The organism is Prevotella sp. oral taxon 313 (assembly GCF_003043935.1).
GTDB classification, from domain to species: domain Bacteria; phylum Bacteroidota; class Bacteroidia; order Bacteroidales; family Bacteroidaceae; genus Prevotella; species Prevotella jejuni.
On the sequence record NZ_PYXE01000001.1, the window covers coordinates 1298891 to 1313647 of the forward strand.

Below are 14757 nucleotides of genomic sequence, written 5' to 3' on the forward strand. Positions count from 1 at the left end.
AAAAACACAGCAATGACAAGAATATTTTTGATAGAAATAGAATATATCTGTTTTAGAATAGAAAATGTAAGTATAGTCTAATCGAATTGACTTTTCTTGAAAAAAGTTTGCAAATATGAAATGTAATAACGACTTTTGTATAACATATTTATTAAGGACGATAGTTTAAACTTCATTTTCTATGCGTTGATTAGCTCCACCTAATTAATCGCCTCATTAAGATAATATATTGTCTTAAAGAATAAAGAATTAACAGCATGAGGGTAAAAATGATATTACCAGCGTTGCAAGAGGCAGAAAGCCCTTATTGGCGACCAATCAAATACTCGCTTTTCCCACCTTTGGGATTAGCTACACTTGCAGCCTATTTCTCTGAAAATGACGATGTAGAGATACAAGATCAACACATTGAGAAACTAAAGTTGGATGATACTCCAGATTTGGTTTGTATTCAAGTCTACATTACTAATGCTTATAGGGCTTACAAGATTGCTGATGAGTATAGAAGAAGAGGTGTGTATGTAGTTATGGGAGGACTTCACGTTACAAGTCTTCCTGATGAAGCTGCGCAACATGCCGACACACTTATATTAGGGTCAGGGGAAGAAGCATTCCCACGATTTATCAAAGACTTACGCGAAGGACACCCTCAAAAGCGATATGTAGCAAGTTGGAGAAGCATTGACAATATTCCTCCTGTACGTCGTGACCTTATTAAAAGAGAGAAGTATTTCGTACCAAACTCACTTGTTGTTTCCCGTGGTTGTCCTCATCATTGCGACTTTTGCTACAAGGATGCCTTCTATAGCGAGGGTAAATCGTTTTACACCCGAAAGGTAGACGATGCCTTAGCTGAAATTGATAGTCTGCCTGGTAAACATCTTTATTTCCTTGATGATCATCTTTTAGGTAATCCTCACTTCGCATCAGAATTATTTGAAGGTATGCGCGGCATGGGTAGAGTTTTTCAGAGTGCCTCTACTGTTGCAGCAGTACTAAATGGTAATTTGATAGAAAAAGCTGCTGAGGCAGGATTACGAAGTTTGTTTTTAGGATTTGAGACGTTCTCTCCAGACAACCTTCGTTCAAGTAACAAACTACAAAACTTATCGAAAGATTATGTAGCAGCTGTTAAACGACTGCATAGTCTTGGTATCATGATTAACGGAAGTTTTGTTTTTGGACTTGACCATGATGATAAAAACGTATTTCGAAGAACTGTTGATTGGGGGATTGAACATAGCATCACAACGGCCACCTTTCATATTTTAACTCCTTATCCAGGAACTCGACTGTTTCAACAGATGGAACGAGATGGACGGATTACATCCTATAACTGGAGTCAATATGATACTCGAACGGTTGTGTACAAAACATTGGGATTGACTGCAGAGGAGTTAAAACAAGGCTACGAGTGGGCTTACCATAACTTCTATTCATGGAGTAATATTTTTAAGGCAAGCTTTGGGCACGATAATATAAAGCAACAATTGGCTCATCTCCTTTATATGGGAGGCTGGAAGAAGTTTGAACCTTTTTGGAACTTTATGATTCAATATGGTAACCTCAATCGCATGTTACCCGTGCTGGAGAACCTATTGGCTAATACAAATGGGCATAATACAAAAAGTACATGATTAACAAGGATATATACTAAAAAAACCAGCCGTAAACAACGACTGGTTTCATTATGTATATTTGAAAAGTAACTGTAAGCCTACAAATTACTTCTTCATCCCTTTATAAGCCTGGTTCATTCCCTTAACAACATCATCAGTGATGTTATATGCAGGATCAGCATAAAGAATATTGTCACCACTCTTAGCGAGGATAATACTGTACTTATTATCTTTGTTATACAACTTCAAGTAATTGTGTACACTATCAGAGAGAGCCTTGTTATACTTAGCAACTTCGTTCTGGTACTCAGCTCCAAGACGCTGCTGCAAAGCGTCAGCATCCTGAGCCTGCTTCTGGATACTTGCCTGTATCTGCTGTGCCTGTGCCTGTGTGTACTTATTTGCCTGAATATTCTGCTGGAAATTAGCAGCAGCAGCCTGAATAGCCTTCTGCTTACCAGCCAATGTACGCTGAATATTAGCTTCCTTTGCCTTAATGAGCTTTGTCACGTCTTTCCAGTATGTGTACTGGCTCATGATAGAGTCAATCTCTACGTAAGCAACTTTCTGACCACCAGTTGCAGGTGCTGCTGATGATGTTGTTTCAGTCTTGTTAGCTGCTGTGTCGTTCTGTTGCGGTTGATTGTTACATGCAATAAAAGCAAATGATGCTAAAGCAAGCACTGCCATACTGCTAAATGATTTCTTCATTTCTATTGTGTTTTAATTAATTATTTCCTATTTAATATGCCTTGTTCCTTCTTCTTGCTTCCTTGTCTTGGTCGATAACACAATGAATACCTTTCTCTTTAAGATAGGCATTGTCTGATATATGCTGCGACTGGAACTCACCATCCTTCTTGATGAGTACACGTACTCCGAGGAGCAACATGGCTATAGCAATTATTAACAATGTTAACAATAAAGTTACAAACATTTTCTTTATCTTTGCATTTATATTGACCGCAAAGTTAATATAAAACAGCAAGATTACAAAAAAAAATATTATTAAAAATGGCAAATGTAGAATTAAAACCTGCTTGCGTCTTTGAGCAGTTCGCTAAAATCAACCAAATACCACGCCCATCTAAGCATGAAGAGCAGATGATTAGTTATTTACAGGAGTTTGCGAAAGAACGCAACCTTGATGTAAAGGTAGACAAAGTTGGCAATGTATTGATTTCTAAGCCTGCTACTAAAGGCTATGAGAATCGTCCGACAGTTGTGCTTCAGAGCCACATGGATATGGTATGTGACAAACTTGTTGATATAGAATTTGATTTCCATAAAGATGCTATTCAGACTTATGTCGATGGTGAATGGCTACATGCTAAGGGGACAACCCTTGGTGCTGACGATGGAATCGGTGTTGCATATGAGTTGGCTATACTTGATTCTAACGAAATAGAACATGGTCCTATCGAGTGTCTCTTTACACGTGATGAGGAGACAGGACTTACAGGTGCATTTGGTTTGGAGGCTGGTTTCATGACAGGAAACTATCTTATCAATCTTGATTCAGAAGATGAAGGACAAATATTCGTAAGTTGTGCGGGTGGTAATAGTACAACAGCAGTATTCAACTTTGAGCGTGAGAATGCACCAGAAGGTTATTTCTTCATGGAAGCAAGTCTGAAGGGTCTTGTTGGTGGTCACTCTGGTGATGATATAAATAAGAAACGCGCCAATGCTATCAAACTCCTTGCACGCTTCTTATATGCCGAACAATCAAAGATGGACCTTCGTCTAAGCTACTGGAATTCAGGTAAGATGCATAATGCAATCCCACGTGACGGTAAGGTACTCTTCGCCGTTCCTGCAGCTAATAAAGAAACTGTTAAAGCAGACTGGAATGTCTTCAGTAAAGATGTTGAGGATGAGTTCCATGTTACAGACACATCAATGGCTTGGAAACTTGAGAGTGCAGAGGCGGCACCAGTCATGCCAAAGCAGATTTCTCACAATGCTATCCTTGCTTTGCAGGCACTCGACAATGGTCCATTGACCAACTGTCAGGACGAAGCTTTGGCTTATATGGTTGAGACTTCAAGCAATGTTGCAAGCATACAGACCGATGAGAATAAGTTGACAGTTGTATCTTCACAGCGTTCAAACGTTATGAGTAACTTGGTAAACATGACCAACACTGTTCGTGCATGTTTCGAGTTGGCTGGCGCTGAGATTGTTGTCGATGACAGTTATCCAGCATGGAAGATGAATCCAAACTCCGAGTTAGTGCACGTTGCAGTTGAGCAATATAAGAATATCTTCGGTAAGGAACCACTCGTTCTTGGTATTCATGCGGGTCTTGAATGTGGTCTTTTCTCTGAGAAATATCCTCATTTGGATATGATTAGCTTTGGTCCAACACTTCGTTATGTCCATACACCAGACGAGTGTCTACTTATCCCTACAGTTCAAATGGTATGGGATCATCTCCTTGCTGTTCTCAAGAACATCAAGTAGAATTACGTATTTAATATAGTATATATTTCTCTTTACTATATCAGCCATCTTGTTTTTAATAAGACAAGATGGCTTTTTGTATTTATGTCTGTACTATCTTTTGTCGGTAAACCTTGTTTATCATATTATGCTGATCGTCTACATCACTTGTACTAACCATGAACTCCACACATGTTGGGATAAAGCACGATTGAAGACAATGGTAGGGTAGATATGTGTTTATCAGTTCTTATAACCTGAGGGGCTTATTAATCAATCATAGAAAAGAACAGGAGATGACCTTGTTATACAGGTAGTATATATGTTTCAAGGGCTCTTGATCAATAGCGTACTATGTTCTTAGCACGTTTACACTTATAATGTCTTCTTACAACCTTATTCCCTTCATAGCTAAACTCAACTAATGTTGTATCATTGTCCCGACTATTTATTATATAAGCACTATTGATATTAGCTCTATTTTCATTATAATTTATAATCATGTCTTTTGCTATGATCTTTATAAGAGGAAACTCTGAATAAGTTTCATATTTAAGGTAGTCTACTTCAGATGGAGTAAACTCATCACGTCTAACAGCAATGACCCTATAACTTAGACAAGAAGGTTCATGAGCATTCCCCAACATTTTTTGTATAGCTTCTGAGTTATTCCTATTGGTAGTGTAAGTAGTTTTCCCCTTCTTAACTATGTATGAAAAGCTATCAGTTATCGTTAATAACGTAGAGTCAGAACTAATCGAATATTTCCCATTAATGTGCTTAATAGTATCATTAAGCCACAGTTTGAACTTTTGTTCGGGAGATATTTTTATATCCTTCTGAGGTCTTGATGCCGCATATATAGATAATGCTATTAGAAATATCAAGCACATGGTAGCAGTCTTTTTCATTATCTAAATGTTTTAATGTTCACTACGCTGCGTATGTAAAATAACGCTGCTTGGCTGAAATCATCTTGCTCTACTCTCACTCAATATGCAAACGCCTCGAACAAGAAAGATTTATTTCGTGGACGGAGAGCATTGTCCTTTCAAGGAATGAGTTACGACTATTAACCTATTGTTTGTTATATTCTCATAGGCAAAAGTATATAACATTCTTGAGAAACCCAAGGGAATGAGAACTTATTTCAGAATGAGTTGTATATATAGATGTAATACTATGCATCATACGTTACCAACAGTATTTGCACATAAGTCCACAAATCTGCGTGCAGAATGATTAGATATGGAGAAGTCAAAAGAATAACAAGTAATGCCAGAAAGCATCTTGTGATATTATTGAAAATATTAGTTGATTACTAACGATGGCACAGAGTTTGTTATAAGGTATGCAAAATAAAAAAACAATTAAAATTATATTGCTATGCAAAAAGGAAATATTGGGGTTACAACAGAGAACATATTCCCCGTCATCAAAAAGTTCTTATATTCAGATCATGACATCTTCTTGCGTGAGATGGTATCTAACGCAGTTGATGCAACACAGAAGATGAAAACACTCTCTACGATTGGCGAGTTCAAAGGAGAGCTTGGTGATTTGAGTGTTCGTGTAATTTTAGACGAAAAAGCTGGTACATTGACAATTAGAGATCACGGTATCGGTATGACTGCAGAGGAGATAGAGAAATACATCAACCAAATAGCCTTCTCCGGTGTTAATGATTTCCTTGAGAAGTATCAGGACAAGGCAGAGGCCATCATTGGCCATTTCGGTCTTGGTTTCTACTCTTCTTTCATGGTTTCAAAGAAGGTTGAGATTATCACAAAGAGCTATAAGGAAGGTAGTAAAGCCGTAAAATGGAGTTGCGATGGCAGCCCAGAATATACACTTGAAGACGTTGATAAAGAGGAGCGTGGAAGTGATGTGGTTCTTTATATAGATGATGATTGCAAGGAGTTCTTGCAGAAGTCTAAGATTGAAGAGCTACTGAACAAGTATTGTAAGTTCATGGCTGTTCCTGTAGTCTTTGGTAAGAAGACTGAGTGGAAGGATGGTAAATCAGTTGACACAGAGGAAGATAATGTTATTAATAGCGTTGAGCCATTGTGGGTAAAGGCACCATCAAGTCTGAAGGATGAAGACTATAAGAGCTTCTATCGTACGCTCTTCCCAATGAATGATGAGCCATTGTTCTGGATACATCTGAATGTTGACTATCCATTCAACCTCACTGGTATTCTCTACTTCCCACGTGTGAAGAATAATATCGAGCTCCAACGCAATAAGATTCAACTCTATTGTAATCAAGTGTTTGTGACCGATCAGGTTGAAGGTATCGTCCCAGAGTTCTTGACTCTCCTACATGGTGTTATCGACTCTCCGGACATTCCGCTGAATGTCAGTCGTAGTTACTTACAGAGTGATGCGAATGTAAAGAAGATAGCAAGCTATATCACGAAGAAAGTTGCTGATAGACTGCAAAGCATTTTCAAGGAGAATAGAAAAGAGTTTGAGGAGAAGTGGGATGATTTGAAGCTCTTTATCAACTACGGAATGCTGTCTGATTCTGACTTCTACGACCGTGCCAAGGACTTTGCACTTATCAAGGACACTGAGGGTAAGTACTTTACTTTTGAGGAGTATAAGACGCTTGTGAAGGATAATCAGACTGATAAAGATGGGTTCTTAGTAAACCTCTATACAAATAATAAGGAGGAACAATATAGCTATATAGAAGCTGCAAAGCAGAAGGGATATAGTGTTATTGATGCAAGTGGGCAACTTGACGTTCCATTACTATCAATGCTTGAGCAAAAGCAAGATAAGACTCGCTACGTACGTGTTGACTCTGATATCGTTGATCGTATCATTCAGAAAGAGGATGCACCGAAGAATAATCTATCAGCTGACGAGACTGACAAATTGTCAGAGGCTTTTAGTTCACAGATACCTTCTCTCGAAAAGGCTAATTTCACCGTTGATGTACAGTCACTCGGAGCGTCTTTCCAACCAGTACTTGTAACACAGAACGAGTATATGCGTCGTATGAAAGAGATGAGCCAGTACCAGCAAGGAATGGGCTTCTATGCTCAGTTGCCTGATTCTTATAATCTTGTATTGAACAGTGACCACCCATTAGTGAAGAGAGTACTTGATGAACTTACTGCCAATACGACAGAGGAACTGAAGCCAATAGATAGCGAACTGAAAGGTCAGGAGGCTCGTTTGGCTGCTCTCCATCAGTCACAAGATAAGAAGAAGCCTGAAGAGCTGACACAAGAAGAGAAGGATGATATGCAGAACACACAGAAGGCTGTATCCGAACTTAAAGATAAGAAGAAGGCTGTAGTTGCCGAATATGCTAAGGGCAACGAGGTGGTTCATCAGCTTATCGACCTTGCCTTACTTCAAAATGGTATGCTTCAGGGAGCTGCTCTCGATAAGTTCTTAAAGCGTTCTTTCAGTTTGATTAAGTAAGAAAAAGGATTGGGATGATGCGTAAAGGCGCTCACCTTAATACCTTTCAAATAGTATAAAAGGCCGTAGGACACTGTAATTAAATACAGCTCCTACGGCTTTTTGTTTTCTTTTGACTGACTGTTGAATGCTGGGTATTAGGTGTTGAATGTTGGGTGTTAGGTGTTGAATGTTGGGTGTTAGATGTTGAATGTTTGGTGTTAATGGCTTGTTTTGCTGGGTGTTGGGTGTTGAGTGTTGGTTGATGATGGCTTATGATAGTGGGTGATGGATGTTAAGTGTTGAATATTAAAGGCTGAAACACATCTCTTTACGTTTGTTTATTATATATACAATCATAGCAAATTTTGTCCCGTTAGGCGCTCCCCTCCCTTTCGGGGAGGGGCTGGGGGAGGGGTCTTCGGGGCTGGGGAAGAGTTCTCTTTTTTACTTCTCTGTCAATATTTTTCGCCCTCCTTGGATATAGCACACGCCCTTTAAGCCCGCAGAAGAGGCCTTCTTACGTTCAAGAACATGCCCTTCTTGCATGTTGAAGACGCCCTTCTTGAGGCAAGAAGAGCGTCTTCTTGAATATTAAATGTAACTTTCTGATACAGTGTATGTTATAAACTGTTATTTAAGAGATGTGTTAGCCATTGTTAGCGTGTATTTTCTCGATGCTATGTAATGATATTTTACTAACATGCGGACTCTTCTTAGGAGTGGACTAAATATGGCTATACGCATGTGGGGACAGATGCTAATGTAGTAGAGTACGCTCATTTCTCATAGAGTAACACAGAATCACGCATGCTAAATCATATTTGATATGTTGTGAAAAGAATAATATCTTGTCTGTTCTCACAATAGGAAAAAAATGCTTCATATCGCTTACTATCAAATAAGATTTAGTACCTTTGCAAATAACAAACTTATAATTTATGGTTAAGAAAGTCTTGAAAGTGATAAGGTGGGTACTCTCCCTTACTTTTATCTCTACAATATTAGCAGTGGTAGTCTATCGGTTTATACCCGTTTACTTTACTCCTCTTATGATTAGTCGTTGTTTTGAACAGATTGGTAAGGGCGAGTCAGTAAAGCTATATCATGACTGGATACCATTGGAGAAGATGCCCGACTCAATGCCTGTCGCAGTAATGGCAAGTGAAGACCAAAGGTTTCTTACACATCACGGATTTGACTATCAAGCGATTGAAAAGGCAGCAGAAGACCACTTGAAAAAGGGTAAGAAGCTAAGAGGTGGGTCTACCATTTCTCAACAAACGGCTAAGAACGTTTTTTTGTGGCAGGGACGTTCGTGGATAAGAAAAGGCTTAGAAGTTTATTTCACGTTCCTTATTGAGACACTGTGGAGCAAACAACGTATCATGGAGGTTTATCTTAATTCTATTGAGATGGGGGATGGTATCTATGGTGTTGAAGCCTGTGCAGAACAAAACTTTGGGATGGAAGCCAGTCAACTGAGCCGGAGAGACTGTGCACTTATAGCCGCTACACTCCCTAATCCACGTCGATTCTCATCAAAGAATCCAGGACCTTATATGTTTAAACGTATTGGACAGATTGAGCATCAGATGACTTTCATTCCCGCATTCCCTAAGGAACATTAGGCTCGTATCACTATTCTGTCCCATTACACAATATTATTACATCATTAAGTACATAAGATGATAAATCAAGATAGAGAAGATGCAATACTTTCAGCATTGAACGATAGTCAGCGAGAAGCTGTTGAGTATTGCACAGGACCGTCGTTGGTCATCGCTGGTGCAGGCTCTGGTAAGACTCGTGTACTTACCTATAAGATAGCTTACTTACTTAATAAAGGCTTGGCACCATGGAACATTCTTGCACTTACCTTTACCAATAAAGCAGCAAGAGAAATGAAGGAGCGTATAGCACAGATTACTTCGGCTAATGATGCACAACGCCTTTACATGGGAACCTTTCACTCTATCTTTGCAAGAATACTACGCCGTGAAGCGGAGGCTATTGGCTTTGGAAGTAATTTTACTATCTATGATGAGAATGATTCTCGTTCACTCATAAAGAATATTATTAAGGCCTTAGACCTCGATGATAAGACTTATAAGCCAGCAACGGTACATAATGTCATCTCAAAGGCTAAGAACCATCTTATTACGGCAGCACAGTATGCAGAAGACCGAGCAGCCATAGAAAGAGATAGAAGTGCTCGGATGCCAGCTATCTATATGATATACAAGATGTATGATGCAAGATGTCGACAAGCCAACGCAATGGACTTTGATGATATTCTGCTTTATACCTTCTTACTTTTTCGTGACCATAAAGCTATTCGTGAAAAGTATGGTCAACAATTTGAGTACATCCTTGTCGACGAGTATCAAGATACTAATTATGCACAGGTAAGTATAATTAGTCAATTGGCTGAGACACATCGACGCATCTGTGTCGTTGGTGATGATTATCAAAGTATCTACTCTTTCCGTGGGGCAAACATAGATAACATCCTTGACTTTAAGAATAAGTTTGACGATACTAAACTATTTAAGTTAGAGCGAAATTACCGTTCTACGCAGCTCATCGTACAGGCAGCTAACTCGTTGATGAAGCATAACGAGCGTCAAATCCCTAAGGATGTTTACTCGAAAGAAAAGGAAGGTGATAAGGTACTCTATAAGCCTTGCTATAGTGATAGGGAAGAGGCTATGGTGGTTGCAAATGAGTTGAAGCGTATCAAACGTAATGACAATTGCCATTATGGTAGCTTTGCTATTCTGTACCGTACCAATGCACAGAGTCGTTCGTTTGAGGATGAGTTTCGTAAACAAGGTATTCCTTATAAAATTATCGGTGGACTTTCCTTCTATCAACGTAAGGAGATTAAGGATATCATAGCTTATTTCCGCTTGGTGTCTAACCCTGATGACGAAGAAGCTTTCCGTAGAATCATCAATTATCCAACGCGTGGAATAGGCAACACGACCATTCAGAAGATTGTAGAATGTGCTCAACGAAACGCTGTATCTCTATGGCAGACAATTCTTAACCCTATCGAGTATGGTTTAGATGTCAACAAAGGAACAATGACAAAGATACTCTCTTTCAGAACTCTTATTAGTGGTTTTATTAAGAATGTAGCATTGAAAGATGCTTACGAGTTGGGGAAAGAGATTATAACAGAAAGTGGTATTAGTGCAGATATACACTCTGGTAGTGAGCCAGAAGACTTAGCTCGACGTGAGAACTTGGAAGAGTTTATGTCGGCTATGCAGAGTTTTGTCGACTCTGGACGTGAGGAAGGACGTGAAGAGAATGTCTACTTGACCGACTATCTACAAGAGGTGGCATTATACACTGACGCAGATAAGGATGATGATGATACGCCAAAAGTATCGTTAATGACGATTCATGCTGCGAAGGGACTGGAATTTCCAACGGTATTTGTCGTTGGATTGGAGGAAAATATATTCCCAAGCCCTATGTCTTTAGGCTCAAAACGTGAAATAGAAGAGGAAAGAAGACTACTTTATGTGGCCATAACACGTGCTGAACAACATTGTATATTGACAAACGCTAAGAACCGTTTTCGCTATGGATCAATGCAGTTTGATAATCCAAGTCGATTCTTAAATGACTTTGACCCAATGCTGATTCATACCGAAAATGAGGTTTCGAGTGCTTTGGAAAGGGAGCGCCATTTGATGCCTTGGGATGACGACCGCACGTCGAAGAGGTCTTGGCGAGAAACGAATAGTGGCGATAATTTCCGTGAGTATGAGCCTAATAAGGCATATACTGGTAGTCGACCTTGGGGCGACGAGTATCGCCAGATGGGCTCACGATGGCAGAATTCAAATCCTGTGGCAAGTCAATTTAGGGCTGATCCGAAACCGAAGATAACGGAGAGGAAACGACCTGAAGTAGCCGTTGACCCTTTCTCAGAACGAACAAAACGCAGATTAATTTCCGAGGGTGGTAATTTCAAGCGGTTATCATCTGCCATGACAAATGGCGGTAGGGCCCTATCAGCAGGTGAGGCCCCATTATCCTCGGTTTCATCGACAGGTAATGTGGCTGGCCTCAGTGTAGGTGTAACCATCGAACATCAACGCTTCGGTATTGGTGAAGTGATTAATCTTGAAGGAACAGGAGAGAATGCAAAGGCAACGGTTGCGTTCCGTAATGCTGGTACAAAACAACTTCTATTGAAGTTCGCTAAGTTTAAGATTATCTCTTAGCCACCTTTTACATCACATACTGCTTGCGATGTAAAATGTAGGTATTGGAAAATATTGGTAGATGTAAGCCTCATCTAAAAATAACAATAGTCACTCGTATGGGTATGCAATCCCTTTGAGTGACTATTGCTATTTAATTTATACTATCGTCCACACATCTGTTTGTAAGGACAATATCCACAGTCTTTAGGATTACTTGTAGGTTCAAAAGCTATATCAGGATTGTGAATTTCCTCTAATATCTCGGTGAGCTTACGGAGAAAGTCTTCTTCATAAACGGTGACATCAGTAATCTCCTCCGTATCTATTGATAGTACTGGACTGTAATCTTCACTTCCTGCATGTTGTATGAAGAGCAAAGCTGGACTAACAGCATGGTGATTAGGGTTGTGCTCCATGTCATTTGTAGCCTCAATGAGGCTATAGAGCATTGCTTGCATTGTGTAGTCACTCTTTTTTTCTAAGTACTTAGGATCAAACATCTCATCCACAGATTTAAGAGATTCTGCTACTTTTGACCCCGTCTTATAATCTACAACTCGCAAGCGTGCATTATCACTATCTACGTATATCTCATCCAGTCTGTCAATGCGTCCACCCGTCTCTATTTGTTTCTCTAACCCATTCACTTTGATAGTCAGTGGACGTTTAACAGGAAACTCGTGCCCAATCACACGTAGAGGGGCTGTGCGCCGATCAATTCGTAATAATTGATGAAGATACTTTATGATGACTTCACGATTAATAAGTTGGAGTCCGTTAAGCTTAGGATGTTTCCTTGTGCCTGGTTGTTGATTAAATAACTCTTGTGCAAACGATTCATCTACAATGTCATCTAAGGTGAGGTCTGCATTCCCAGAGGTCAGTGATTGTGTACTCTTACCTGTCTTTAATAGTTTATCAATGTCCTTAGCTGTGATGATTTCTCTTGGTAGTAGCTTCTCATACATGAGCTGAGCTGCTGTATGGAAGATATTACCAAAGATGCGGTTATCAACGTCGTCAACATCGATTTCATCGGTCTCTTTAATACCTGCAATATACTTAAAATAATACTTTAGTTTGCAAGTTATATAGGTATTAATGGCTGTTGGTGAGAAATAACTCATTTCATCGAGTTTTCTCAATACTGCTTCATTCTTCTCAACAACCTTAGCTTCAACACACATTGGGTCTTGCCCTGCTTGCAAAGTTAGTCGATGAATTGGGTGATTCCACTCTACCATCAGCTGTAAAATGAAACGACTCATTTCGCCAGTATGACTACCTTGTGTCGAATTATTATATAGGAAGGTGACATCCTTGGCTCGTTGAATCATACTATGGAAATAGTAACTATAGATAGAAACCTTATTGTCAATGGTTGTGAGGTTGTATGCTTTACGTATCAGATGAGGTATGAAAGAGGCATCATCTATTCCTTTTGGCATATTTCCCTCATTACATGATAAGACAAGAACGTGGTCGAAATCAAGATTACGCGTCTCAAGCACGCCCATCACTTGTACACCTTGGGCTGGTTCACCATGGAAAGGAATACTTGTAGACGCAATCAGCTGTGTCAAAAGTCGACGAAAGATGACCTTGTCTGCCTCTAAATCACCATTTGCCATCAGCTCTGATAGACGCGTGAGTAGGGTGTACATGCGGAATACTGACTCTTCGAAGAGCGGATCCTTATCGGCTGCTCCATTTATACCGATGAAACGGATGGTTTCTGATAACCAATTGACTAAGGCTGGTAAGTTCTGCCTATCACTTGAATAGTAACTTAATGGTAAACCTTCTTCAGGTTTCACATAGTACTGTCGTTCCTTATTTAATTTCTCGATGATTTCGGCTACTTCTGGTATAAGATACTTTCCGTATGGATGTCGCAATACTCTGTTTACGTAATGGAGCCTAAAGCTTTGTTCTTGAATAGAGTAACCTTCCATCTGTAAGGTCAAAAGCTGCGAAACTATCGAAGCTATCAGCGTTTGTTGTAACGGGTAACCTGTTGTCACATTTAAGCTCTCTACTTCATCTGGGATACAATGAATCACGGTCTGTAATAGATGTTCATCACAGAGAACAATGGCTGTGCGTTTGCCTTCTTTATATCTATTATCCTCCTTTAACCATTCGGTTATATAACGCGCTTGCATGTTCTCTGTTGGTGCAGAGATAATGCTGATATTCTTCCCTTTACCCAGATTGTCGTATAACTCATTGTTGTCATTGGGTAAGGCATTAGGGAATTTATCAAGCCAAGAACGAATATAATTCCCTGCCTCATTGGTCGACTGCATATAATAATAGTCATAGTCCCAATAAAAACTTGCCCGCTCTTCCTTTAAAAAGCGTTTGAAGAGATGCTGTTCTACTTTCTGAAGTACGTTGAAACCTACAAAAACATAATGATTAGAGTCTATTTCAATCTGCTGATTCTCAACTACCTCTCTGTATAACATACCTTCGTATGCAAGTCCTTGTGCTCTAAGTCTTTGCTTGAAATTGCTATATATATCATTTAACTTAGCCCACAAGGCCATAAATCGTTCTCTAATCCCCTCTGGATTATCGTCGAAATTAGCGAAAAAACGACGTAATTCTTTTTTCTGATCATCGGTGAGATAGGTAATATCATCTAACTCTTTAAGGTTATTAATATTTGAGAATACAACGTGAGCATTAGCCATATTTTTATCGATATCATCGAAATCAGCTAAGAGTAATTGCCCCCAACCATAGAAGTGATCTAAGGTTTCATTCGTATTACCTGTTACCTCTATGTAACTCTTATATAGGTCGCATATACTTTTAATTGGGTCTGCAATGGTTAGTTCTGAGTGCTGACGGAAGAAATCGGAGATAGTCATATATACTGGACTCCATACAGGACCATCAGCTAATCGGGCAAGTGCTTGATTAAGAAAAAGTGCAGCACGCTTATTAGGAAAGACTACTGTAATATGTGCCATATCAGTCCCATACTTATTCAATAAGTCTGTTGCTACGTGTTCGAGAAATGTATTCATAATGGAAAG

The 14757-nt window shown here is 39.4% G+C and carries 9 protein-coding genes; 5 read left to right on the plus strand and 4 right to left on the minus strand.

What is annotated here, in order from left to right:
* Nucleotides 1-257: 257 nt before the first annotated feature.
* Nucleotides 258-1637: a B12-binding domain-containing radical SAM protein gene (locus AXF23_RS05060; RefSeq protein WP_107624516.1), complete on the plus strand. Its 1380-nt coding sequence runs from the start codon at nt 258-260 to the stop codon at nt 1635-1637.
* An 87-nt stretch (nt 1638-1724) separates the two neighbouring features.
* Here the strand turns inward: AXF23_RS05060 and AXF23_RS05065 are convergent, their stop codons facing one another.
* Together AXF23_RS05065 and AXF23_RS05070 are read right to left on the minus strand one after the other, a co-directional pair.
* Entirely contained in the window at nt 1725-2330 is a 606-nt protein-coding gene (locus AXF23_RS05065) for an OmpH/Skp family outer membrane protein (RefSeq protein ID WP_009010707.1), read from the minus strand.
* 31 nt (nt 2331-2361) lie between these two features.
* Nucleotides 2362-2556, minus strand: a complete 195-nt coding sequence (locus AXF23_RS05070; protein WP_042855895.1) for a hypothetical protein — start codon at nt 2554-2556, stop codon at nt 2362-2364.
* A 77-nt stretch (nt 2557-2633) separates the two neighbouring features.
* On the opposite strand from AXF23_RS05070, the gene AXF23_RS05075 reads away from it, so the two are divergent.
* Nucleotides 2634-4085: an aminoacyl-histidine dipeptidase gene (locus AXF23_RS05075; RefSeq protein ID WP_107624517.1), complete on the plus strand. Its 1452-nt coding sequence runs from the start codon at nt 2634-2636 to the stop codon at nt 4083-4085.
* Nucleotides 4086-4405: 320 nt separating this feature from the next.
* On the opposite strand, the gene AXF23_RS05080 is transcribed toward AXF23_RS05075, so the two are convergent.
* A complete protein-coding gene (locus tag AXF23_RS05080) occupies nt 4406-4975 on the minus strand; it encodes a hypothetical protein (RefSeq protein WP_107624518.1) in 570 nt (189 codons plus the stop codon).
* A gap of 475 nt (nt 4976-5450) precedes the next feature.
* On the opposite strand from AXF23_RS05080, the gene htpG reads away from it, so the two are divergent.
* From htpG to AXF23_RS05095, 3 genes are all read left to right on the plus strand, one after another.
* Nucleotides 5451-7505 (plus strand): molecular chaperone HtpG, encoded by a 2055-nt coding sequence (gene htpG / locus AXF23_RS05085; RefSeq protein ID WP_107624519.1) that lies wholly within the window; start codon nt 5451-5453, stop codon nt 7503-7505.
* A 920-nt stretch (nt 7506-8425) separates the two neighbouring features.
* Nucleotides 8426-9115, plus strand: coding sequence for a monofunctional biosynthetic peptidoglycan transglycosylase (gene mtgA / locus AXF23_RS05090; RefSeq protein WP_107624520.1), 690 nt, complete (start codon nt 8426-8428; stop codon nt 9113-9115).
* Nucleotides 9116-9172: 57 nt separating this feature from the next.
* The gene (locus AXF23_RS05095; protein ID WP_107624521.1) at nt 9173-11728 is read left to right on the plus strand and encodes an ATP-dependent helicase; all 2556 of its coding nucleotides are present in this window, start codon (nt 9173-9175) and stop codon (nt 11726-11728) included.
* Nucleotides 11729-11871: 143 nt separating this feature from the next.
* Here AXF23_RS05095 and AXF23_RS05100 read toward each other — a convergent pair whose 3' ends face one another.
* The gene (locus AXF23_RS05100; protein WP_107624522.1) at nt 11872-14748 is read right to left on the minus strand and encodes a PD-(D/E)XK nuclease family protein; all 2877 of its coding nucleotides are present in this window, start codon (nt 14746-14748) and stop codon (nt 11872-11874) included.
* Nucleotides 14749-14757 lie beyond the last annotated feature (9 nt).